We start from the raw sequence: 21,887 nt of genomic DNA, 5'->3' as shown, positions 1-21,887 counted from the left end.
AACTAGGCCGCGAGCTCCAAGTAGGGCTCCCAGCTGGGGTCGGTGCGGTCAGTGCCGCGCACCGTCCACTGCGTGCCCCGCGGCGGGCGAGGAATGATGCGCAGCGACCAGTTCATCTCTTGCGGTGTGCGATCGCCCTTGACGTTGTTGCAGCGCAGGCAGCACGCGACCAGGTTCTCCCAGGTGTCTGCTCCCCCGCGTGAGCGCGGCAGCACGTGGTCGATGGTCGAGGCCGACTTGCTGCAGTACGCACAGCGCTGACTGTCGCGGCGCAGCACACCACGTCTGGTCACCGGGATGTTTCGTGCCCCGGGCACGCGCACATATCTGGTCAGAATGATCACCGCGGGGCGGTCATACGCCTGCTGCGTCCCCTTGATCGGATTGTCATCGACGTGCTCGATAACAGCAGCCTTCTCGTTCATCACGAGCACAATGGCCCGTTTGAACGACACAACAGCAAGGGGCTCATAGCCCGCGTTCAGCACCAGAGTGCGCATTCATCTTCCTCTCGAACGGCCGAGACGGCTTCTCGGCTCTTTCGACATGCAGACGTTCTCCTCATGCGCAGGGGTACAAAAAAGGCGCTGTCTTATAGACAGCGCCAGTGATCCACGGTCAACCCGTGGCAGTCGATCGTACGATGCCGAAGAACAAGACGGCCGAGCGCATCCATGGTTCGGATGCGTGGTGTCGTGCTCATCGGCTTCCCTTCGCGTGTATTGAGCGTCGGGTTCAGGGTAACCCACGTGTGCGAACAGCAGGCGAATGCGACCCTAAGGAATGCGAAAGGCGTGTCGCAGCAGATGCTGTGACACGCCTTTCGTGAAAAGAACTAGCTGGCGTTTGCCTGCAACCACGCCCACGGGTCGACAACCGAACCACCGATGTGCACCTCGAAGTGCAGGTGGTTCGCGGTCGAGCTTCCGGTGCTTCCCACGAGGCCGATGAGCTGACCGGCAGAGACGGTCTGACCTGACGAGACCTGACGGCTGCCATACGTCATGTGACCGTAGAGGGTCGACACGGTCTGGCCGTTGATCACGTGGTCGATGGTGACAGCGACGCCGTAGCCACCGAAGCTTTCTTGCGAGACACGCACGACGCCATCTGCGGCGGCGTAGAGCGGCTCACCCGCATTGGCCAGCAGGTCAACGCCCTGGTGGTAGCCGGAGTCCCACAGGCCGCGGCCCTGGGTGAAGTTGATGATGGGCCAGCGCACTTCGCCGCTGCCCGGCGAAACCATCGTGACGTCGACAGCAGGCGTCTCGGTCGAAACGCTGGTCGTTGTTGCCGCTACACGGGCACGTGCGGCTGCAGCGGCCTCGGCTGCGGCCTTGGCTGCGGCGGCTTCTTCTTCCGCCTTCTTCTCGGCGATCTCTTCTTCAGTGGTCGCTGAGTAGCTGTCGCGAGCCAGGTCGTTGCCAGACACATCAGAGGCGACGACGAGCGACTGCGCGTCTTCGACAGCCATCTGCTGCACGGTGACGGCCTCTGCATCGGGGCGCACAGCGGCAAATGCGGGCAGTGCGACCGTCGCGACGAGGCCACCGACCATCGACAGAACGACGAGACTGCGAAGCGGCTTCGCGATGCGTCCGCTCGCGGCAGCGGAGGGACGAGTGCGTGGTTTAGCGGGGATTACTGCCTGCGAGCGCACAGCAATACTGCGACGGGAGCGCGTGCTTCGTCGGGTCAGCGATGCATCCTGCTCTTGCTCGCCCGCAGGCGATTCGTTCTGGTCAGCCAAATTATCCTCCGGCGCCTCTACGCCGGAGCGCTGACTCGTCGGCAATCCGTGTCGGGGCACGATCTGCGGTTGCACCGTACGAACGACGAGCCAGGGAGGCAATTCGTGCGGGGTCCTATGGCGGGCTTCTCACCTGGTGGACTCTAAGAGGCTACCCGAAGGTAACGAATATGTCACGCTCAGCTGATTTCTCGCGTCGCGTTCCCAGCAATTGTGCTATTCAGCGACCAAAAAGACGTGTGAGGCAAGCTCGATCGGAAGCTCAAGACCCTCGGCGTTGCCGTCCATCTCGACCAGCACATAGCCCTCGTTGTAGCGGAAGCTGCCGTGCGCCCCGGGCATCACGCCGGCCGATTTGAGCTGCTGCAGAAGCTCGGGATCAACCTGGGCTGGTTCGGCGAGACGACGCACGGTACCGGTGATCGGGCCGCCCACCGCGTTCATCTGGCGCACCAGACCCACAACGCCCTGCTCAAAGGTGGCCGAGGGCACATCGCCCAGCTGGTCGAGGCCGGGAATCGGGTTGCCGTAGGGCGATTCGGTCGGGTGGCCCAGCAGCTCGACGAGACGGCGCTCGACCTGCTCGCTCATCACGTGCTCCCAGCGGCACGCCTCGTCGTGCACGTACGCCCAGTCCAAGCCGATGACGTCAGAGAGCAGCCGTTCGGCCAGCCGGTGCTTGCGCATCACATCAACGGCTTTCTGCCGGCCCGCGTCAGTGAGCTGCAGACTGCGGTCATCTGAGACGACGACGAGCCCATCACGTTCCATGCGACCAACGGTCTGCGAAACAGTGGGGCCCGAGTGACCGAGGCGCTCTGAGATGCGTGCGCGCAGCGGGGTGATGTTCTCTTCTTCAAGCTCGAGAATCGTGCGCAAGTACATCTCGGTGGTGTCGATGAGATCTGTCATGTTGCGGGGTCCTCGCCTGTCGAAAGGGGCACCCCAAGACTATCGAATCCCACCGACATGGGATTGCCTGCCACTTAGGCGTCACACTCGCCACACGAACAGCAACGGCACTCCCCTCTTGCCTAGACTTAGCCCATGCCCCAGGTTGAGTTGCCCCGTGAACTGCTGCCCACCGATGGACGATTCGGTTGCGGCCCTTCGAAAGTGCGCGCCGCGCAGCTCGAAGCGCTCGCGATCCGCGGCGCGACGCTGTTCGGCACCTCGCATCGCCAGGCGCCCATCAAGAACCTCGTCGGCTCGACGCGTGAAGGCCTTGCCGAGCTGTTTCGAATTCCCGAGGGATACGAGATCATCCTCGGCAATGGTGGTTCGACGGCGTTCTGGGATGCTGCTGCCTTCGGCCTGATCAACTCCCGCGCGCAGAACCTCGTTTCGGGAGAGTTCGGTGCAAAGTTCGCCGCGGCAGCCGGCGCCCCGTGGCTCGAGGCGCCCGATGTGCGCAAAGCCGAGCCCGGCAGCCGCGCTTCGGCCGAGGTCGTCGCGGGCGTAGACGTATACGCATGGCCGCACAACGAAACCTCCACCGGCGTCGCTTCTCCGGTCACCCGCGTGAACGGCGATGAGGGCGCGCTGACCGTCATCGACGCCACAAGCGCCGCGGGCGGCATCGACTTCGACGTCAGCGAAGCTGACGTCTACTACTTCGCCCCGCAGAAGAACCTGGGCTCAGACGGTGGCCTCTGGTACGCAGCCGTGTCGCCCGCCGCCCTTGAGCGCATCGAGCAGATCGCCGCATCGGGTCGATACATTCCCGAGTTTTTGAGCCTCAAGAACGCGGTCGACAACTCGCGCCTCAACCAGACGCTGAACACCCCTGCCGTGTCAACGCTCTTCCTGCTCGATGAGCAGGTGCGCTGGATTCTCGACAACGGCGGCCTCTCGTGGGCCGCTGCGCGCACCGCAGAGTCGTCGCAGGCGCTCTACACCTGGGCGGAGCAGTCGAGCGTCGCAACGCCGTTCGTGGCGAACCCGGCTGATCGCTCGCCCGTCGTGGTCACGATAGATTTCGATGAGTCAGTGGATGCTGCGGCGATCGCCAAGACGCTGCGCGCCAACGGCATCGTCGACACCGAGCCCTACCGCAAGCTCGGACGCAACCAGCTGCGCGTCGCCACCTTCGTGTCGATCGAGCCAGAAGACGTGCGCAAGCTGATCAGCAGCATCGACTACATCATCGAGCGCTTCTAGCCAGCGCGAACGGCAGTCGCCTCAGTCTTCGTCAGAAGCTGAGGCGACTTCTTCGTTGTCGTCTGACGCTGAGTCGTCTTCGGAGTCGGACTCGGACTCGTCTTCGTCTTCGTCTTCGTCTTCGTCGGACTCGTCTTCGTCTTCGTCTTCGTCGGACTCGGAGTCGTCGTCCGAATCGTCGTCATCAGACTCATCGTCTTCGTCGTCGGAGTCTTCGTCGTCGGAGTCGTCGTCATCGGACTCGTCGTCTTCGTCGTCATCAGACTCGGAGTCGTCTTCGTCCGAGTCGTCTTCGTCCGACTCGTCGTCAGCAGACTCGTCGTCGGAGTCTTCGTCTTCAGCGTCGACGGCGTCTTCGTCGAGTTCGTCGATGTCGACACCGTCAAGATCGCCCGCGTGAAGAATCGGCGAACCGTCGTTGTCGAAGTCGGCAGCATCCAAATCGTCGAGGTCATCATCGAGGTCCGAATCTTCGGACTCGTCGAGGCCATCGGCGTCATCGCCGGTGGGCGCTTCTTCGGCGAGCGCTTCTTGAGCGGCGTGGTATTCCGCCAGACGCACTGCCCACGGCACCCACTCGGGCGCCACCAGCGCGCCGTCGCTCGGCAGAAGTTCCACCTCGAGCACGGTCGGCTCGGCGCCTTCGACGCGCGCAAGACTGACCGTCCACAACCAGCCCGGGTACCCGGGCATGCGGTTGTGGAAGCGCAGGGAAACAACACCGTCTGCTTCGACGCGGTAGTCGGCGGGCTCGCCGATGGTAGACGCCGCGGTGATCTCGCTGAGTGCAGCGATCGCGAGATCGTGAGCGGTCAGCAGCGCCTGATCAGGTTCGATGGGCTCTGCTGGCGTGGGCTCAGACTCAGGCGTCAAGTTCATCCGCGACCTTGCGCAGCACTGCTACGACGGTTTTGGCGTGGCTGCCGCTGGGGTAGCGGCCGTGGCGCAGGTCGCCGCCGATCTTGTCGAGCAGCTTCACCAGGTCTTCAACGATGACCGCCATGTCGTCAGCGGGCTTGCGTGATCGCTTCGACATGCTCACCGGAGCCTCGATCACGCGAACCGAAAGTGCCTGCAAACCGCGCTTGCCATCGGCGACGCCGAACTCAAGTCGCGTGCCGGGCTTAGGCGCCGCGGCACCTGCGGGAAGGGCGGTGGCGTGCAGGAAGACGTCCTGGCCATCATCGGTGGCGATGAAGCCGAACCCCTTCTCCTCGTCGTAGAACCTAACCTTGCCGGTGGGCATGGAAACCTCGCTGTAGCTGTTGCCCACGAGTAGCGGGCATGACGGATTGCGGGATCAACGGATCCCCCTACAAGACTAAGGCACGCACGGCGCGCGGTAGGCTATTGCGGATGAGCGAGCGCACCCCTGAGAACGATGTTCCGATCCGAAAGGTAGATCGGATCCTGGCATTCATGTCGCTGGGCCTCATCGTGTTGTCGATCCTGTCGTTTCTCGCGGTGATCATCGGAAGTTCCGCGGGCGCGAACATGTCGACGCCGCTGTGGAATGCCGTCGGCATCGTCGTGATCGTCGCGCCCATCATTGCGTTCGTGCTGTTGCTGACGGTGCTCATCTCGAGCTTCGTGCGGAGGGCTCGGGCGAACCGAGGCGACTAGATGGTTTCTGACGAGCGAGGTCTCGCGACGTGGCTAGCCGCCCGCGACGACGCTCAGCTCGCCCAGACACTCGCCGCCCGCGAAGTTGCCGCGCACGCCTCGTGGGATAACTTTTTCGACGCCGCAGAGGCGTTGCTCGATGCCGCGGCGGTTGATCGTGCGCTGACGAGCCTGCACCGAAACGCGCTGTCTCACCTTGCCCATGGCGATGACCCCGACTCAACGCCGCATCTTGAGCTGCTCGCGCTCGTCGATGACACCGGCACCCCATACGCCGCAGTGACCGCCCGTGTAGAAGCGCTGGCGGCCACGCAGCCCGACGCGTTTCGCCACATCACGCCGGCAGATTCGTTCACCCCCACCGACGCACAGCAGACGGCCGCAGCAGCCGAGCGCGCCTTTGAGGCGACAGGCTCGCTGGCTGACGTGCTGCTGGCATGCCTGCACTCCCCCATCACTCGCACGGGTGCGGGCAGCGTCAGCGCTGCCGACCGAAAGCGACTGCTCGATTCCGGAGCAATCCGCTCACAGGAAGACCTCGACGACATCCTGATCGCCGCCGCGGCCGGTGGGCTCGCCCACGCTCACGATCGCGTGTGGACGGTGACAACCCGCGGCGAAGAGTGGCTTGAAGCCACCACCATTAGCCGCTGGTCTGACATTGCCGTGGGCATTCGCGCATCTCTGCCCGCGGGCCTGCGCACCGCGGGCGGCGGGTTCGCCGACTTCGCAGACTGGCCGGCGCTGCATCCGCTCGATACTGATTGGCCCGCGCGCGCCGCACAGTACCGGCGTATCGCTGAGCGGTGGGGATTTGTGGATGCCTCTGGCGCCGTTCCCACGTGGACGACCGCACTGCGCGAAGGCCGGCCGCTCGACCCCGATGAGTTGGCACAGCACCTGGTGGCTGAGATCGACCAGGTGTATCTGCAGGCAGATCTCACCGCGATTGCGCCCGGCCCGCTGCATCCTGCCCTTGATCTTCGACTGCGCTCGATCGCCGAACGCGAATCGCGTGCTCAGGCCTCGACCTACCGCTTCACCGTCGACTCGCTCGGTGCGGGGATGACCGAAGGCGAGACGGCGGCATCGATTCGGCAGTTTCTGACGCAACTGTCGCTCACCGGCATTCCGCAGCCCCTCGACTATCTGATTGAGAGCACGGCTGGTCGTCACGGACTGGTGCGCGTGCGCGACGATAACGCGAGCGAGCGCACCAGGATCGAAAGCACCGACCGCGCAATACTCGAGACGATCGCCGTCGATCAAGCGCTGCGCCCCCTGGGCTTGCTGCCAGACGCTGACGCACTCAGCTCGCGGGTCGCCCGCGATGCGGTGTATTGGTCGCTGGCCGACGCGCGCTACCCCGTCGTCGCCGTGAACAGCGAGGGAAACCCCGAACCCGTGCGCCGACGCTCGGTGGGTGCTCCCGCTGAACCCGCAACCGCACCCCTTGACGTCTATGCCCGCCTCATCGAAACGCTGCGCAACGGCCACGGCACCGAGGGCGAAGCCGGATGGCTGGAACGAGAACTCGAACAGGCCGTGCGACTGCGCGGCGAAATCGAGGTGACGGTGCGCATGCCCGACGGATCGGAGCGCACACTCACCCTCGAAGCCACAGGTCTCGGCGGTGGCCGGCTGCGTGGCCGCGACCGCGCCGCAGACATCGAGCGCACCCTGCCGGTTTCGAGCATCGCCAACGTCGTTCCGCTGACTCGTTGACAACCTCGACAGTCGGCCTCGGCGACCGGCATGCCACTCAGTACCGGTAGACTGACCCGTTATGGCTGATGGCCCCCTGATCGTTCAAAGCGACCGCACTGTTCTGCTCGAAGTCGCGCATGCCGACGCTGAAAGCGCCCGCCACGAGCTGGCGATCTTCGCTGAGCTCGAACGCGCCCCCGAGCACATCCACACCTACCGTGTCACCCGGTTGGGACTGTGGAATGCGCGTGCCGCAGGCCACGACGCCGAAGACATGATGGCCACGCTTGAGAAGTGGTCGAAGTTTCCGGTGCCACCCTCGGTGTCGATTGACATCCGCGAAACCGTGGGCCGCTACGGGCGCCTCGTCATCGAGCGAAACGATGATGGCGAGCTCGTGCTGAAGTCCACCGACTCTGCTGTGCTGGCAGAAGTGTCGCGCAACAAGCGCATCGGGCCGCTGCTGATCGGTCACCCCACCCCCGACACCTACATCGTCGACGCGTGGGCGCGCGGGCAGATCAAACAGGAACTGCTCAAGATCGGCTGGCCCGCAGAAGACCTCGCCGGCTACACCCCCGGCACGCCCCACCCGATCGAACTCGACGAAGACGGCTGGACGCTGCGCCCCTACCAGCGCCACGCGGTCGACATCTTCGCCGAGGGCGGCTCTGGAGTCGTCGTGCTCCCCTGCGGCGCCGGCAAGACGCTCGTGGGCGCCGCGGCGATGGCCGAGACCAAGACCACCACGTTGATCCTCGTCACCAACACTGTCAGCGCGCGCCAGTGGCGCGATGAGCTGATCAAGCGCACGTCGCTCACCGCCGAGGAGATCGGCGAGTACTCGGGTCAGTCCAAAGAGGTGAAGCCGGTCACGATCGCGACCTACCAGATCCTCACCGCCAAGCGAAAAGGTCAGTACGCTCACCTCGCACTGCTCGATGCGCTCGATTGGGGACTCATCGTCTACGACGAAGTGCACCTGCTGCCCGCCCCCGTCTTCAAGCTCACCGCTGATCTGCAGGCACGGCGTCGCCTGGGACTCACCGCCACGCTCGTGCGCGAAGACGGCCGCGAAGGCGACGTGTTCAGCCTGATCGGTCCCAAGCGCTTCGACGCACCGTGGAAGGAGATCGAAGCGCAGGGCTTCATCTCGCCCGCCGTCTGCTACGAGGTGCGCGTCGACCTGCCCGCAGATGACCGGCTGGAATACGCTGCCGCTGCCGACGACGAGCGCTACCGGCTGGCGGCTACCGCTCCCGCAAAAATCGATGTCGTGAAGAACCTCGTCGAGCGTCACAAAGATGAGCGCATACTGGTGATCGGCCAGTATCTCGACCAGATCGAGGTTCTTGCCGAGGCGCTCAACGCCCCGAAGATCACCGGCGCCACTCCGATCGACGAACGCGAAGAGCTGTATCAGGCCTTCCGCGTCGGTGAGATCTCGCTGCTGGTCGTCTCGAAGGTCGCGAACTTCTCAATCGACCTGCCAGAAGCATCCGTGGCGATTCAAGTCTCGGGCTCTTTCGGCTCGCGTCAAGAAGAGGCTCAGCGGCTCGGCCGCCTGCTGCGACCCAAGCAGACGAGCAAGACCGCAAGCTTCTACACGCTCATCGCACGCGACACGGTCGATCAGGATTTCGCTCAGAATCGCCAGCGTTTCTTGGCCGAGCAGGGGTACGCCTACACGATTCTCGATGCCGATCGGGTGGATGCTGCCTAGCAGCATCCATCAACTTCTCAAGGCTTTCCGCACGATATCCAGGCGCTCCATCAATAACATCGCCATAATGAAGGCATGACTGCACCGCGAATCCTCGTAGTTGATGACGAGCCGAACATCCGCGACCTGCTCATGACGAGCCTCAAGTTCGCGGGCTACCAGGTCAGGGTCGTCGCAAATGGCGCCCAGACCATCTCGGCTGTCTTGGAGGAAGAGCCCGACCTCATCGTGCTCGACGTCATGCTGCCCGACATGAATGGCTTCAGTGTCACCAAGCGCCTTCGCGGTGCGGGATACACCGCGCCGATCCTGTTTCTGACGGCAAAGGACGAAGTCGAAGACAAGATCGCCGGCCTCAACGCGGGCGGTGACGACTATGTGACCAAGCCGTTCAGCCTCGACGAGATCGTGGCACGCATTCAGGCGATTCTGCGCCGCACCATGCAGGCCGACGAAGAGTCGATCATTCGCGCCGGCGAGCTCACCATGGATCAAGACACCCACGACGTGCGTGTCGGCGAGGTGTCAATCGACCTCAGCCCCACCGAGTTCAAGCTGCTGCGCTACCTGATGCTCAACCCGAACCGCGTGCTGTCGAAGGCTCAGATTCTTGACCACGTGTGGGAGTACGACTTCAACGGCGACGCAGGAATCGTCGAAAGCTACATCTCTTACCTGCGCCGCAAGATCGATCCGCACTCGTCCGAAGCCCTCATTCAGACCAAGCGTGGCTTCGGCTACATGCTGAAAGCGGGCAAACCCGCCTGATCCGGCGGATTAGTTGAGCGGTGTCCGCTGTGAGCAATAAACCCGATGCGGTCACCCACTGGTGGCGTGGCATCAGCCTGCGCGCGAAGGTCACCGGCGTCACCGTCATGCTGCTGGCTGTGGGGCTGTTTGCCGCCGGCATCGGCACCATGGCGTTTCTTCGCACCACCCTGATCGCAAGCGTCGACACGCAGGTGGCCGCGCTCGCGCGCACCGACGTGGGCACACCGCTGATGAACTTCGACGTCGACGCGAACGGCAACTTTCAGGCGTCAACGAAGGCTCAGGCACCCGCCACCGATTACTTCGTCGCCGTCTATGAGCCCGACGACGGGCTGCTCGAAGCGACCGCCGGCGGCCGCGGGGCGCCGCCGCCGGATTTTCCGGACACCTATCCGCTCGACAGGGCGATCTCGAATGAGCTTCGCATCGTCAGCCTGCTCTCAGAAGATGGTGAGGCCGAGTACCGCGCGACCGTCACGCTGCAGCCCTACGGCAACGGCTCGCTGTACTACACGCAGATGGTGGCGGTGCCTCTCGCAACCGTGAACCGCACGATCGCATCGTTCTTGGGCATTTACAGTGTGCTCGCGCTCATGATAATCATCGGCGGCGCTCTGCTCACTCGATTCTTGGTGACCCTCACGTTCCGCAGCCTCGGCGAAGTCGAATCCACCGCCGAGGCCATTGCCGCCGGTGACTTCAGCCAGCGAATGACGCACGTCGAATCGACCACCACAGAAGTCGGGCGTCTCAAGACCGCGATCAACGCCATGTTGGGAAGAGTGGATGCTGCGATTTCGCAGCGCGACTCGACGGTGCAGCAGATGCGCCGCTTCATCGGCGATGCGAGCCATGAGCTGCGCACCCCTCTGGTCACCGTGCGCGGCTACGCCGAGCTCTACCGCATGGGCGCGGTGCACGGCGAAGAAGAGGTCGCCAAGTCGATGGACCGCATTGAGAAAGAAGCGGTGCGCATGGGGCTGCTCGTCGAAGACCTGCTCGCGCTTGCCCGTCTCGACGAGCGACGAGATGTCGTGATCGCGCCGGTTGACCTGCGCCCGATCGCACGTGACGCTGCCCTCGATGTGCGCGCCGCATCGCCGCAGCGCCCGGTGACGGTGGTCGACACCACGCTTGAGACCGCTGCCATTGCGGTGGTGCACACCACAACCGACCCCACTCCCACGCGTTCGACTCGTACCGGCACGAGCCGCTCGTCGAAGAACGCGGGCGGTTCATCGGCACGCGGAGCATCGTTCTCGCTGCTCAGGCGCAAGCCGAAGCCGGTTGCGGCGGTGCCCGCAGCTAGCGAGAGCGATTCGCACGCGCCTTCTGCCGCTATGACCGAGCCGATCGTCACCGCGTCTGCTTCCCGCCTCGAGCCCATTGTTGAGGGAGATGAGAACCGCATTCGCCAGGTGGTGACGAACCTGCTGGGCAACGCGCGTCGATTCTCAGCCACAGACTCTCCCATCGAGCTGCGCGTTGGCGTCAACCCCCTCGCCCGCACCGGCTGGGTTGAGATCATCGACCACGGTGACGGCATTCCCGACCAGATCAAAGACAAGATCTTCCAGCGCTTCTGGCGCGCTGACACCTCGCGCGCTCGCGAGACCGGTGGCACGGGGCTCGGGCTGTCGATTGTCTCGTCGATCGTGGATGCCCTTCACGGCACGGTGGGTGTCTCTGACACGGAGGGCGGCGGCGCGACCTTCCGCGTGGAGTTCCCCCTGGTGCAAAAGCGCGATGTCGCTGAGCACCTGCTGCTTGAAACGCAGCCCATCGAACGACCCTCAACCACGAACGACTGAGCACTCCTCCACACGCAACGCCTGGGAGCGCTTGTGCACACTCGCTCCCCCGCTGAGGCCGGATGTGCCCGCGTCGCCATAGCTTGGTTCGCACGCAGGCCAGGCGCTCCCGCCGGCCGAAAGGTTCAGAGGAGGACCCATGGCCGTATTCTCCGTCGACAGCGACGCTGTTCTCGCCACCACCGCCGCCGTGCGGGGCACCGTTGACCGGCTGAGCGCCGAGTCAAACGCGATGCTCGCCCAACTCACCCAGTTGCAATCCACGTGGACAGGTTCCGCTTCGGTGGCATTTCACGGCGTCGTCGAACAGTGGCGGGCCACTCAGCGGCAGGTAGAAGAGTCGCTCGCGAGCATCAACGCGTCGCTCGCCGCCGCAGGCAGGCAATACGCCGACGCTGAGATGGCAACCACCAGCCTGTTTCGTTGATCTGAGTCGGTGGGGCACCCGATCATCCGCCGATTTACAGAGAAAGGCCCCCGACACCTTTGAGGTGTCGGGGGCCTTTCTCGTAGTTGACTTAGAAGTCCATGCCACCCGTGGGGTCGCCTGCCGGAGCAGCGACCTTCTCGGGCTTGTCGGCGACAACGGCCTCGGTGGTGAGGAAGAGACCAGCGATCGATGCTGCGTTCTGCAGCGCCGAGCGCGTTACCTTCACCGGGTCGTTGATGCCAGCAGCGAGCATGTCGACGTATTCGCCGGTCGCAGCGTTCAGGCCGTGACCCGAAGGCAGGTTGCGAACCTTCTCAGCGACGACACCGGGCTCAAGGCCTGCGTTCAGCGCGATCTGCTTGAGCGGAGCGTCGATAGCGACCCGCACGATGTTCGCGCCGGTTGCCTCGTCACCCTCGAGCTGAAGGCCCTCGAATGCGGTCTTGCCAGCCTGGATGAGTGCAACGCCACCACCGGCGATGATGCCCTCTTCGACGGCTGCCTTCGCGTTGCGCACAGCATCTTCGATGCGGTGCTTGCGCTCCTTGAGCTCGACCTCGGTTGCGGCACCAGCCTTGATGACTGCAACGCCACCAGCTAGCTTCGCGAGGCGCTCCTGGAGCTTCTCGCGGTCGTAGTCGCTGTCGGTGTTGTCGATCTCACGACGGATCTGTGTAACGCGGCCTTCGATCTGCTCCGCGTCACCCGAACCTTCGATGATGGTCGTCTCGTCCTTGGTGATGATGACCTTGCGGGCACGACCAAGCAGGTCGAGGGTGGCGTTCTCAAGCTTGAGTCCGACCTCCTCGGTGATGACCTGTCCACCGGTGAGGATGGCGATGTCCTGCAGCTGCGCCTTGCGACGGTCGCCGAAGCCAGGAGCCTTGACGGCAACCGACTTGAAGATGCCGCGGATCTTGTTGAGCACGAGAGTCGCGAGTGCTTCGCCCTCGACGTCCTCAGCGATGATCAAGAGTTCCTTGCCATCCTGGATGACCTTGTCGACGATCGGAAGAAGATCCTTGATGTTCGAGATCTTCTGGTTCGCGATCAGGATGTAGGGGTCTTCGAAGACCGCTTCCTGACGCTCCGGGTCGGTGACGAAGTACGGGTTCAGGTAGCCCTTGTCGAAGCGCATACCCTCGGTGAGCTCGAGCTCGGTGCCGAAGGTGTTGGACTCCTCAACGGTGACCACGCCTTCCTTGCCGACCTTGTCGATCGCCTCGGCGATCAGGGCGCCGATCTCAGCGTCGCCGGCCGAGATGGACGCGGTGGCAGCGATCTCCTCCTTGGTCTCAACCTCCTTGGCGTCGGCGAGAAGCTGAGCGGTGATGGCCTGAACGGCCTTCTCGATGCCCTTCTTGAGCGAGATCGGGTCTGCGCCGGCTGCGACGTTGCGCAGACCTTCGCGAACGAGCGCCTGCGCCAGAACGGTAGCGGTGGTGGTGCCGTCGCCAGCGACGTCGTCAGTCTTCTTGGCGACCTCCTTGACGAGCTCGGCACCAATCTTCTCGAACGGGTCGTCCAGTTCGATCTCCTTGGCGATGGACACGCCATCGTTGGTGATCGTGGGGGCGCCCCACTTCTTTTCAAGCACGACGTTGCGACCGCGCGGGCCGAGCGTCACCTTGACGGCGTCGGCCAGAATGTTGAGGCCGCGCTCGAGGCCACGGCGGGCCTCCTCGTCGAAAGCGATGATCTTTGCCATGTGTGTGTCGTCCCTCCCGGACGTTGGGCTTGCATTATTGGCACTCTACGAATGCGAGTGCTAAGCCATTCTGGCACTCGACCCCATCGAGTGCAAGCCACGCACGCGGTGTGGTGACACACAGAAACGCCGATACCTTTCGGTACCGGCGTTTCTCAAGTCATTGCCGCTCGTCAGATGACGCGAACCGTCTCAGCTTGGGGGCCCTTCTGGCCAGAACCGACGGTGAACTCCACGGCTTGGCCCTCTTCGAGCACGCGGAAGCCGCTCATATCGATATTCGAGTAGTGAACGAAAACGTCCTGCCCGTCGGAGACGGTGATGAACCCGAATCCTTTTTCAGCGTTGAACCATTTGACGGTGCCCTGAGCCATGCGATCTCCTGTGTGTGGTGCGACAAGAATCATCGTATGGAGCGTTGCGCAGCGACGAACGCCAGATCGGCATCTGTTGACACGCGCGCACCAAAGTATTTACGCGGGCGAAACACATCAGCATTTGCTGGCGAAACGCGTCGCCGCGCTTCGAGTGCGCCGACTAGGGCGTGGGCGTGGGCGTTGCGGTACCGACTGAGGCGCGGTCCACACCGATCACGATCGTGAGTTGCTGCTCGTCTGCTGTCGCGGGTTGATATACGTCGGTCTGCGCCACCTCGGCACCACCGATGACATTCGCCAGACCCAAAGCCGCCGCTTCGTCTTCGTCGTTCAGGTAGTAGACCGTCGTCTCAGCGAAGTCTTCTGAACCTGCTTCACTCGCGGTGACCATCTCATCGGCCCAACCCGCGGCAACGACGACATCTTTCAACTGGGTCGCAAGCCCGCTCTCGGGCGTGGCGTTCAAGATCACCACGTCGAATGACGTATCGACGACCGCTTCCACATCGGGTGTGGGTTCAACGGTCGCTGCCGGCTCGGGGGCGCCCAGCTCGATCCGGCCAGAGGCAATCAGTGTGGCGAAGATGCCGACGGTGATCAGCACGATGGTGGCAAGCGCCGCCCACAGCAGAACGACCCACCCGCGCATATGCGGGTTTTCGGCGCGGTGCGCACCAATACGCCCTGACTCAGGGAGGTCGTCGAAGCGATCCTTCGGCACAGACGTTTTCGGCACCAGAGAATGTTACCTGCCCACGTTATGAAGCCGACTATCGCGCTGTCTGCGCAGTCGCTTCACCAGCATCGGGTCGAATTCCTGCGCGGGCACGGTATCGATGAGTCGTCCGAGCAACTGATAGTAGCGAGCGGGCGAGAGGGCAAGCTCCGCTCGAATCGCCTCTTCTTTCGCTCCGACATGGCGACGCCACTCTCGCTCGAATTCGAGAATGGCGCGTTCACGGTCGGTCAGGGGCACCCGATAACGCTAACGCGCAGCATCCACCTCGCCTGCCCGCCACTCCACGTAGCCGCCAAGGGGATCAACATTTGCCATCGCTTCACCATTGAGCGAGAGAACGAACCGGTCCCAAGACTCGTCTAAGGTGGCACCGGCGAGCTGCGCGAGAAGTCGGGGCGGGTCGATGCTGATCCATTCAGCATCCATCGAACGAATCGTCTCGACAAGCCGCTCGCGGTCTGCGTGGGCAATATGCGGCAGCACTCCGGGCGTCGTCACCACGAGCATGGCATGTTGCGGCGCCGAGGCTGCGGCCGCCCGCAGCACGGCAGCGTCTGTCGCATCGCCCGCGTCGATTACGAGTGCCTCTCGTGCTGCGATATCGAGCGCGCCTGAGACCCTCTCGGATCGACCGATCTCTCCCGGCCAGACGAGCGCTGAGAGAAAGCGGCGGTCATCGGCGCACGAGGCGTCGAGCGGCTGCAGATCGATGCCGCGGCGCCAGACGATCTCTGGCATTCGCAGCGCTGGTCGGCCAACGAGCTCGCAGTCGAGCACCACCGTTGAAGCGGCCGCGCGAGGATCAAGCTGTGTGCCGCCGCCGTAGCGATAGGAATAGCGGTCAGGCACTAGACACAGCCCGGCGCTCGCACCGATCTCAAGCAACGCGATGGGCCCGGCAATAAGGCTCAGCGCGGGCATCAACGCCGCACAGCGCAACGGCTCATTGGTCTGCAGACTGCGCTGAGAGGCCTCGGCGACAACCGCTTCGGCGTGCTCTTGCAACCACCGTGACCACTCGGTGAACGTTGTCTCTGGTGCACCGAGCATGCGGCAAACGGCGAATACCAGCGGTGGCTGACGGCGCGTGGGCGGCAGGCGTGCAATGGTGCGAGCAGCCGCACCACCTGCCGCGACCCCCATCGCCCACTCTTCATACAGCGCCGAGCGGCCGGGGGCCTCATCGCGGGCGAAGCGGCCGTACCGCGCCATGACGACTTGTTCCGCAGACTCATGCACTCCCCCATTCTCGTGGCGAATGCACAGCACTCACGGAACATACGCGCACACCGTGCGGTTGAATGGACGAAGACCCAAGGAGGACTCATGAACTACGCCGTCAACAAGACCGACGCCGAGTGGCGCGCCGAACTCACCGACGAGCAGTACGCGGTGCTGCGCAAAGCGGGGACAGAGCGCGCGTGGACGGGCGAGCTGCTCGACGAAAGCCGCTCTGGTTTCTACACTTGCGCTGCGTGCGATGCTGAACTGTTCAAGAGCGGCACCAAGTTCGACTCCCACTGCGGGTGGCCGAGCTTCTACGAATCTGTGCGCCCCGAGGCCGTCGAACTGCTCGAAGACAACGCCCACGGCATGCAGCGCACCGAAGTGCGTTGTGCGAATTGCGGCTCACACCTCGGGCACGTGTTTCCCGACGGATTCGGCACCCCGACGGGTGACCGCTATTGCATGAACTCGCTGTCGCTGAACTTCACCCCGGAAGCCTCTTAGTGAGCGAGCCCGAGCGGGTGGCCCCGGCGCTCGAAGCGGTTCGCGCTCGTCGCTCGTGGTCGAAAGTCACCGAACAAGCGCCCGCCCGCGCCGAGCTCGAGATCCTGGTGAGCGCAGCGGGCCGCGTCGCGGACCACTCCTCGATGCGACCGTGGCGACTGATCGAGCTGCGCGGCGCCGACCGCGATCGGCTCGGCAAAGCCATTAACAAAGCCGAGGGACGCAAAGGGGCCTCAACCAAGCCGTTGCGAGCGCCTCTGCTGATCGCTGTCGTGGCCACCTACCGCAAAAGCGAAAAGGTTCCGCGGTGGGAGCAAGAGGCCGTCGCCTCGGGCGTCGCCCACATGCTGAGCCTGTTGCTCGACGAAGCTGGCTGGGGCGTGCTGTGGCGCACCGGTCACTACACCCGCTCGAAGGCCGTTGCCAAGTTGCACGGGCTCGAGGCGAACGAAGAACTTCTCGGCTGGCTGTACGTCGGCGGCAAGCCACCGCGCGCTCGCATCGGACGTCGCAAGCCGATTGAAGCCCGCAAGCATCTCTCGCGTCTGCCGAAACCGAAGTCGAAGACGAAGCCCAAGCCCAAGAAGTCGTGAGGCTTCAGGGTCGTCGCAGCCGCCACGGCGCAGCTGCGACGGCTACCGACAGCAGCGCTATCGCGACGATCACTATCTGAGTGAGCAATGGCGGGCTGGACGCTGTCGGCCAGATGGCGTCGAGGATGACCGCGGTGACAAGCAGCCCGACCACCGAGCCGAGCCCGAGCAGCAGCACACCCGTGTGCTGCACCAGCGCCGCAGACAAGAAGATGTAGACGACGCCGAGGGCGCCCCCGGCGTAGATCCATGCTTCAGCAGGAAGCGCCTCGGGCATGCCGACGATCGCGACGTCGATCACTGCCGCGACGGCAAGAAACGTTGTGCCGCCGGCAAAGTTGACCAGTGTCGCCGTCAGCGGGGTGCCCACCTGCTGACGCAGGCGGCCGTTGGTGGCTTGCTGCCATGCAATGCCCGCACCGGCAAAGAACGGCAGAATCAGCATCCACACTGGAATGCCCTGCACGGTGTCGCCGACGAACACCGACCCGACGGCGACCAGAGCGATTGCCGCTCCGATCACGCGCGGCATTGTCACCGCGACAACCCCGCCAGGTCCGTAGCCGGTGCGGTCCAAGACGAGACCGTTCACGGTTTGCCCGGCCACCATTCCCACGGTGAACAGGCCTACCCCAATGATGCCCACCGACAGGCCCTGGGTGGCCACGGCGAATGCTCCCGCGGCGCCGCCCAGCAGCATCCACCAGGGGATCGTCGCTGCGCGCACTCCGTCAACCAGACGGCGCACTCCCCCGCGCCCGGCGGGGAACAGTGCGCTCAGCACGATCAGAATGACAAACCCCGAGCCGAAGGAAATGAACGCGGCGACAAAGCCGTCGTCTAAGGCGACACCGAGTTGCCCGTTCACTCGCGCTTGCATCGCGGTGAGAGCGCCCACACTGATTGCACCGCAAATCGCCACCCAAGCGGGCAAGATCCGCGGATTCTTCCTCATTGAGCCGACTACGGGACTTGAACCCGTAACCCCCATATTACAAGTATGGTGCGCTACCAATTGCGCCAAGTCGGCAGAAAGACCATCTTACCGATTCGCGGGGATGGTCCTGCGCATTACGAGCTCGGTGTCGGCGTTGGAGTCGGAGTCGGCGCCTCTTCGTAGTAGGTGTCACTCGCGATCGTCAGCACGAATTGCGCGAACTCTTTAGGGTCGGTGAGCTCTCCCATGTACGGCTCGCCGTTGACAAGCACCATGGGCGTTCCGGTGAGCGCGAGACCGTCAGTATCGGGAATCTCTTGAAGGGCACGCTCGGTGGCGTCCTTCGCCCAGGCGGAATAGTCCTGGTCTTCGATGCAGGCGCGCACAACTTTGGGGTTCTCTGCGCCGGTTGCGATCGCGAGCGCTGCAAGATCGCCGTCGACCATTCCGTCGGAATCCATCTCGGGCTGCTGCGCGAGCAGGGCGTTCGTAAACGCAAAGAACGAATCGGGAGCATAGGTGCCCACGCAAGCGGCTGCGCCAGCCGCACGCTGAGAGTACTTGGTGCCGTTCGACTTCGACGTCAGCATGGCGACCGGGTAGTACGTCACGGTCGCGGCTTCTTCAGTCACCCAGTTCGAGAGTTGCTGAACGTTCGCAAGCTGAAAGTCGCGAGCCCCCGATGCGAGGTAGTCGACGTACACCCGCACCTCGATCGCCGGCAGATCCACGGCGGTTTCGGATGCCTCTGGCGTAGCCGTCGCGTCAGCATCGTCGGTTTCAGCGTCGTCGGGCTCAGCGTCGTCAGCCACACCGTCGTCGGCAGAGGCGAGGCCAATGCCTTGCACGCCGGTAACGGCAAAGCCGTCGTTCGTCGCGTTGGCGGGCTTGAGCGTCGGCTTGGATGCTTCAGAAGACACCGTCATCGTGATCGCCATCGCCCCGGCCACCACGACAGCGATCGCGGCGACCGCAATCGACGACGCGCGAATCAAGCGCGAGCGGGACTGGCGCGCACGAACCTGCTGCGCCTTTTCGCGCACCGCGTCGCGGCGTTCGCTCGGTGCGGAAGCGTTCGGTGTCTCGTCGCTCGACATGGAACCTCTCGGTGCTGACGTGGCAGAAAATGGCGTGGACTCCGGGGGAAGACCGTTGACGATGCTATCCAGGCAGTCTGGGAAATGACCAGACAGAGGCTCCACTTATGCCGTGCCACAGGGAGCTTTGCGAACACCATGGCATACTAGGTGAGCGCCCAATGATGGGCGTGTGGGAGTTCCCACATCCATCACTACGGATCGTCCGGCACGTACCTGCCGGTGAAGGAGAAGAAAACATGGCGACAGTCACGTTCGATAACGCCTCGCGCGTCTACCCCGGCGGCACCCGCGCCGCTGTCGACAAGCTGAACCTTGAGGTTGCAGACGGCGAGTTCCTCGTGCTCGTTGGCCCCTCGGGTTGCGGTAAGTCCACGTCTTTGCGCATGCTCGCTGGCCTCGAAGAGGTCAACTCGGGCCGCATCATGATCGGCGATCGCGACGTGACCGACGTTCCCCCGAAAGACCGCGACATCGCGATGGTCTTCCAGAACTACGCGCTGTACCCGCACATGACGGTTGCCGAGAACATGGGCTTCGCGCTCAAGATCGCAGGCGTCAACAAAGACGAGCGTGCCGCTCGCGTGCTCGAAGCCGCGAAGCTGCTCGACCTTGAGGACTACCTCACTCGCAAGCCGAAGGCACTCTCGGGTGGTCAGCGTCAGCGTGTTGCCATGGGTCGCGCAATCGTTCGCCAGCCGCAGGTGTTCCTCATGGACGAGCCGCTGTCGAACCTTGACGCCAAGCTCCGTGTGCAGACCCGTACCCAGATCGCCTCGCTTCAGCGTCGCCTCGGGGTCACCACGGTCTACGTCACGCACGACCAGACCGAGGCACTGACCATGGGTGACCGCATCGCGGTGCTCAAGGACGGTCTGCTGCAGCAGGTTGGATCGCCGCGCGACCTCTACGAGAAGCCCAACAACGTGTTCGTCGCTGGCTTCATCGGCTCGCCCGCAATGAACCTGTTCACCTCGAACCTTGCTGAGGGTGGCGTTGAATTCGGCACCGAGGTCGTTCCGCTCGACCGCGACACTGTCGGCCGCGCACACGGCAGCCAGGTCACCATCGGTGTTCGCCCCGAAGACATCGTCGTGGGCCCCGCCGACGGCAAGGGTCTCTCGGTGACCGTCGACCTCGTTGAAGAACTTGGTGCCGACGGCTACCTCTACGGTCACGCTGATATCGGTGGCACACGCACCGACCTCGTCGCTCGTGTCGACGGCCGCAACCACCCCAACGCGGGCGAGACGGTTACCCTCGCGGCGACCGCAGGTCACGTTCACGCGTTCGACGCTGAGACCGGCGAGCGTCTCAACGACAAGGCAATCGCTTCGGCGTAAGTATCGCCATCAGCAACGGCGCGGCGGGATCACTCCCACCGCGCCGTTGCTCATTTCAGGGAGAGTGAATGTCTGAGGCATTGAGCATTACGGCAAGCAGAGTTGATCCTGCGCTGCTGGAGTTGCCCTGGTCGACCCCACTGGCCGATTGGCCATCCAGCCATATCGTCTTTCTCCCCAAGGGGATTTCGCGGCACCTGGTGAGGTTCGCAAATCTGTCGGGTCGTGTGGTTGCAATCAAAGAGACCACCGAAGCGATGGCACGCCGCGAGTACGACATGCTCGGCAACCTCGATCGCCTTGACGTTCCCTGCGTGAACCGCATTGCCGTGATCGCTGGACGCACCGACGCGTCAGGACAGCCGCTGCCTGCGGCGCTGGTCACCGAGCACCTCAAGTTCTCACTCCCCTACCGCGCCCTGTTCACGCAGATCTTGCGTCCCGACACTGCGACACGTCTCGTCGACGCCCTGGCAGCGCTGCTCGTGCATCTGCACAACATCGGATTCTTCTGGGGCGATGTCTCGCTGTCGAACACCCTGTTTCGCCGCGACGCGGGTGCGTTCGCGGCCTATCTGGTGGATGCTGAGACCGGCGAACTTCATGAGAGCGGTTTGACGCGCGGGCAGCGAGCCCATGACCTCGACGTGGCGCGCACGAACATCGCCGGCGAGATCATGGACCTCGAAGCCGGTGGACGACTCGAAGGAGGCGTCGACGCGATCTCGATCGCCGACGGCATCATGTCTTCGTATCACGCGCTCTGGGCGGCGCTCACCGACAAAGAGACGTTCCGTGCCGATGAGTCATGGCGACTCACCGAGCGGGTACGCCGTCTCAACGATCTGGGCTTCGACATCGGCGAGATGTCGATCGAAACCAAGTCCGACGGCACGAAGGTGTCGATCCAGCCGAAGGTGGTCGATGCCGGGCACCATCAGCGTCGCCTCATCCGGCTCACCGGTCTCGACGTCGAAGAGAACCAGGCACGCAGACTGCTGAACGACCTCGACGAGTTTCGCGCGCGCAGCTCGCGCTTCTCTGAAGACGAAGAGATGGCCGCACACGAGTGGATCACTCGGGTGTTCGAGCCGGTGGTGAAGTCGATCCCATGGGATCTGCGCTCCAAACTCGAACCCGCTGAGGTGTTCCACCAGGTGCTCGAACACCGCTGGTACGTGTCACAGCGCAGCGGGCGATCGGTGCCGCTCGCCGAAGTGCTCTCGAGCTATATCGACGACGTGCTGCGTCACCGCCGCGACGAAGCCACGCTGATGTCGCCATTGACCGAAACACTGTCGCTGCCGATCATCACCGACACGCACGCCATCATCGACGAAGACGACGATGGCGTCGACTGGCGCGACCTGGTCTAGCTCGGCCGCCG

Annotated in this window: 23 protein-coding genes and 1 tRNA gene; 11 read left to right on the top strand and 13 right to left on the bottom strand. The window is 63.8% G+C overall.

Going from position 1 to position 21,887, the window contains the following annotated elements:
* Positions 1 to 2 precede the first annotated feature (2 nt).
* The 3 genes from WDU96_RS05895 to WDU96_RS05885 all read right to left on the bottom strand — a co-directional run bounded on the left by WDU96_RS05895 (position 3) and on the right by WDU96_RS05885 (position 2,662).
* Entirely contained in the window at positions 3 to 500 is a 498-nt protein-coding gene (locus WDU96_RS05895) for an HNH endonuclease (RefSeq protein WP_337337540.1), read from the bottom strand.
* 335 nt (positions 501 to 835) lie between these two features.
* On the bottom strand, positions 836 to 1,750 hold the full coding sequence (locus WDU96_RS05890; RefSeq protein WP_337337539.1) for a M23 family metallopeptidase: 915 nt from the start codon (positions 1,748 to 1,750) through the stop codon (positions 836 to 838).
* 216 nt (positions 1,751 to 1,966) lie between these two features.
* A complete protein-coding gene (locus tag WDU96_RS05885; protein WP_337337538.1) occupies positions 1,967 to 2,662 on the bottom strand; it encodes an iron-dependent transcriptional repressor DtxR in 696 nt (231 codons plus the stop codon).
* Positions 2,663 to 2,797: 135 nt separating this feature from the next.
* Here WDU96_RS05885 and serC point away from each other — a divergent pair, with 135 nt between their 5' ends.
* Positions 2,798 to 3,910: a phosphoserine transaminase gene (gene serC, locus WDU96_RS05880; protein ID WP_337337537.1), complete on the top strand. Its 1,113-nt coding sequence runs from the start codon at positions 2,798 to 2,800 to the stop codon at positions 3,908 to 3,910.
* 21 nt (positions 3,911 to 3,931) lie between these two features.
* Here serC and WDU96_RS05875 read toward each other — a convergent pair whose 3' ends face one another.
* The gene (locus WDU96_RS05875; protein WP_337337536.1) at positions 3,932 to 4,789 is read right to left on the bottom strand and encodes a DUF3027 domain-containing protein; all 858 of its coding nucleotides are present in this window, start codon (positions 4,787 to 4,789) and stop codon (positions 3,932 to 3,934) included.
* On the bottom strand, positions 4,773 to 5,156 hold the full coding sequence (locus WDU96_RS05870; protein WP_337337535.1) for a cold-shock protein: 384 nt from the start codon (positions 5,154 to 5,156) through the stop codon (positions 4,773 to 4,775). Before WDU96_RS05870 ends, WDU96_RS05875 begins: the two co-directional genes overlap by 17 nt.
* 110 nt (positions 5,157 to 5,266) lie before the next feature.
* Here WDU96_RS05870 and WDU96_RS05865 point away from each other — a divergent pair, with 110 nt between their 5' ends.
* From WDU96_RS05865 to WDU96_RS05840, 6 genes are all read left to right on the top strand, one after another.
* Positions 5,267 to 5,533 (top strand): multidrug ABC transporter ATPase, encoded by a 267-nt coding sequence (locus WDU96_RS05865; RefSeq protein ID WP_337337534.1) that lies wholly within the window; start codon positions 5,267 to 5,269, stop codon positions 5,531 to 5,533.
* Positions 5,534 to 7,258 (top strand): helicase-associated domain-containing protein, encoded by a 1,725-nt coding sequence (locus WDU96_RS05860; RefSeq protein ID WP_337337533.1) that lies wholly within the window; start codon positions 5,534 to 5,536, stop codon positions 7,256 to 7,258. It abuts the gene before it with no gap.
* A gap of 61 nt (positions 7,259 to 7,319) precedes the next feature.
* Positions 7,320 to 8,963 (top strand): DNA repair helicase XPB, encoded by a 1,644-nt coding sequence (locus WDU96_RS05855; protein ID WP_337337532.1) that lies wholly within the window; start codon positions 7,320 to 7,322, stop codon positions 8,961 to 8,963.
* Between the two features lie 75 nt (positions 8,964 to 9,038).
* The gene (locus WDU96_RS05850) at positions 9,039 to 9,731 is read left to right on the top strand and encodes a response regulator transcription factor (protein ID WP_337337531.1); all 693 of its coding nucleotides are present in this window, start codon (positions 9,039 to 9,041) and stop codon (positions 9,729 to 9,731) included.
* 29 nt (positions 9,732 to 9,760) lie between these two features.
* Positions 9,761 to 11,545, top strand: coding sequence for a sensor histidine kinase (locus WDU96_RS05845; RefSeq protein ID WP_337337530.1), 1,785 nt, complete (start codon positions 9,761 to 9,763; stop codon positions 11,543 to 11,545).
* Positions 11,546 to 11,684: 139 nt separating this feature from the next.
* On the top strand, positions 11,685 to 11,972 hold the full coding sequence (locus WDU96_RS05840; RefSeq protein WP_337337529.1) for a WXG100 family type VII secretion target: 288 nt from the start codon (positions 11,685 to 11,687) through the stop codon (positions 11,970 to 11,972).
* 91 nt (positions 11,973 to 12,063) lie between these two features.
* On the opposite strand, the gene groL is transcribed toward WDU96_RS05840, so the two are convergent.
* From groL to WDU96_RS05815, 5 genes are all read right to left on the bottom strand, one after another.
* Positions 12,064 to 13,683, bottom strand: coding sequence for a chaperonin GroEL (gene groL, locus WDU96_RS05835; RefSeq protein WP_337337528.1), 1,620 nt, complete (start codon positions 13,681 to 13,683; stop codon positions 12,064 to 12,066).
* Between the two features lie 173 nt (positions 13,684 to 13,856).
* Complete coding sequence (locus WDU96_RS05830) at positions 13,857 to 14,057, bottom strand: cold-shock protein (protein WP_337337527.1); 201 nt, start codon at positions 14,055 to 14,057, stop codon at positions 13,857 to 13,859.
* Between the two features lie 163 nt (positions 14,058 to 14,220).
* Entirely contained in the window at positions 14,221 to 14,796 is a 576-nt protein-coding gene (locus WDU96_RS05825; RefSeq protein ID WP_337337526.1) for a LytR C-terminal domain-containing protein, read from the bottom strand.
* 9 nt (positions 14,797 to 14,805) lie between these two features.
* Positions 14,806 to 15,036 carry a DUF3263 domain-containing protein gene (locus WDU96_RS05820; protein WP_337337525.1) on the bottom strand — a complete coding sequence of 77 codons (231 nt, stop codon included), beginning with the start codon at positions 15,034 to 15,036 and terminating at the stop codon, positions 14,806 to 14,808.
* A 9-nt stretch (positions 15,037 to 15,045) separates the two neighbouring features.
* A complete protein-coding gene (locus WDU96_RS05815; protein WP_337337524.1) occupies positions 15,046 to 16,038 on the bottom strand; it encodes a DUF2332 domain-containing protein in 993 nt (330 codons plus the stop codon).
* Between the two features lie 87 nt (positions 16,039 to 16,125).
* Here WDU96_RS05815 and msrB point away from each other — a divergent pair, with 87 nt between their 5' ends.
* Positions 16,126 to 16,530, top strand: coding sequence for a peptide-methionine (R)-S-oxide reductase MsrB (msrB, locus tag WDU96_RS05810; protein ID WP_337337523.1), 405 nt, complete (start codon positions 16,126 to 16,128; stop codon positions 16,528 to 16,530).
* Positions 16,530 to 17,123 carry a nitroreductase family protein gene (locus tag WDU96_RS05805; RefSeq protein ID WP_337337522.1) on the top strand — a complete coding sequence of 198 codons (594 nt, stop codon included), beginning with the start codon at positions 16,530 to 16,532 and terminating at the stop codon, positions 17,121 to 17,123. The genes msrB and WDU96_RS05805 overlap by 1 nt, the downstream gene beginning before the upstream one ends.
* A gap of 4 nt (positions 17,124 to 17,127) precedes the next feature.
* Here WDU96_RS05805 and WDU96_RS05800 read toward each other — a convergent pair whose 3' ends face one another.
* The 3 genes from WDU96_RS05800 to WDU96_RS05790 form a co-directional block, all read right to left on the bottom strand.
* Entirely contained in the window at positions 17,128 to 18,078 is a 951-nt protein-coding gene (locus WDU96_RS05800) for a DMT family transporter (protein ID WP_337337521.1), read from the bottom strand.
* 2 nt (positions 18,079 to 18,080) lie between these two features.
* A tRNA-Thr gene (locus WDU96_RS05795) sits at positions 18,081 to 18,153 on the bottom strand.
* 41 nt (positions 18,154 to 18,194) lie between these two features.
* Positions 18,195 to 19,157: a DsbA family protein gene (locus WDU96_RS05790; protein WP_337337520.1), complete on the bottom strand. Its 963-nt coding sequence runs from the start codon at positions 19,155 to 19,157 to the stop codon at positions 18,195 to 18,197.
* A gap of 239 nt (positions 19,158 to 19,396) precedes the next feature.
* On the opposite strand from WDU96_RS05790, the gene WDU96_RS05785 reads away from it, so the two are divergent.
* Positions 19,397 to 20,500, top strand: coding sequence for an ABC transporter ATP-binding protein (locus WDU96_RS05785; protein WP_337337519.1), 1,104 nt, complete (start codon positions 19,397 to 19,399; stop codon positions 20,498 to 20,500).
* A 68-nt stretch (positions 20,501 to 20,568) separates the two neighbouring features.
* Complete coding sequence (locus WDU96_RS05780; protein ID WP_337337518.1) at positions 20,569 to 21,876, top strand: DUF4032 domain-containing protein; 1,308 nt, start codon at positions 20,569 to 20,571, stop codon at positions 21,874 to 21,876.
* Positions 21,877 to 21,887 lie beyond the last annotated feature (11 nt).

The organism is Microbacterium marmarense (genome assembly GCF_037204165.1).
In the GTDB taxonomy this organism is placed as follows: Bacteria; Actinomycetota; Actinomycetes; order Actinomycetales; family Microbacteriaceae; genus Microbacterium; species Microbacterium marmarense.
This window is presented reverse-complemented; position numbering and strand designations above follow the sequence as displayed.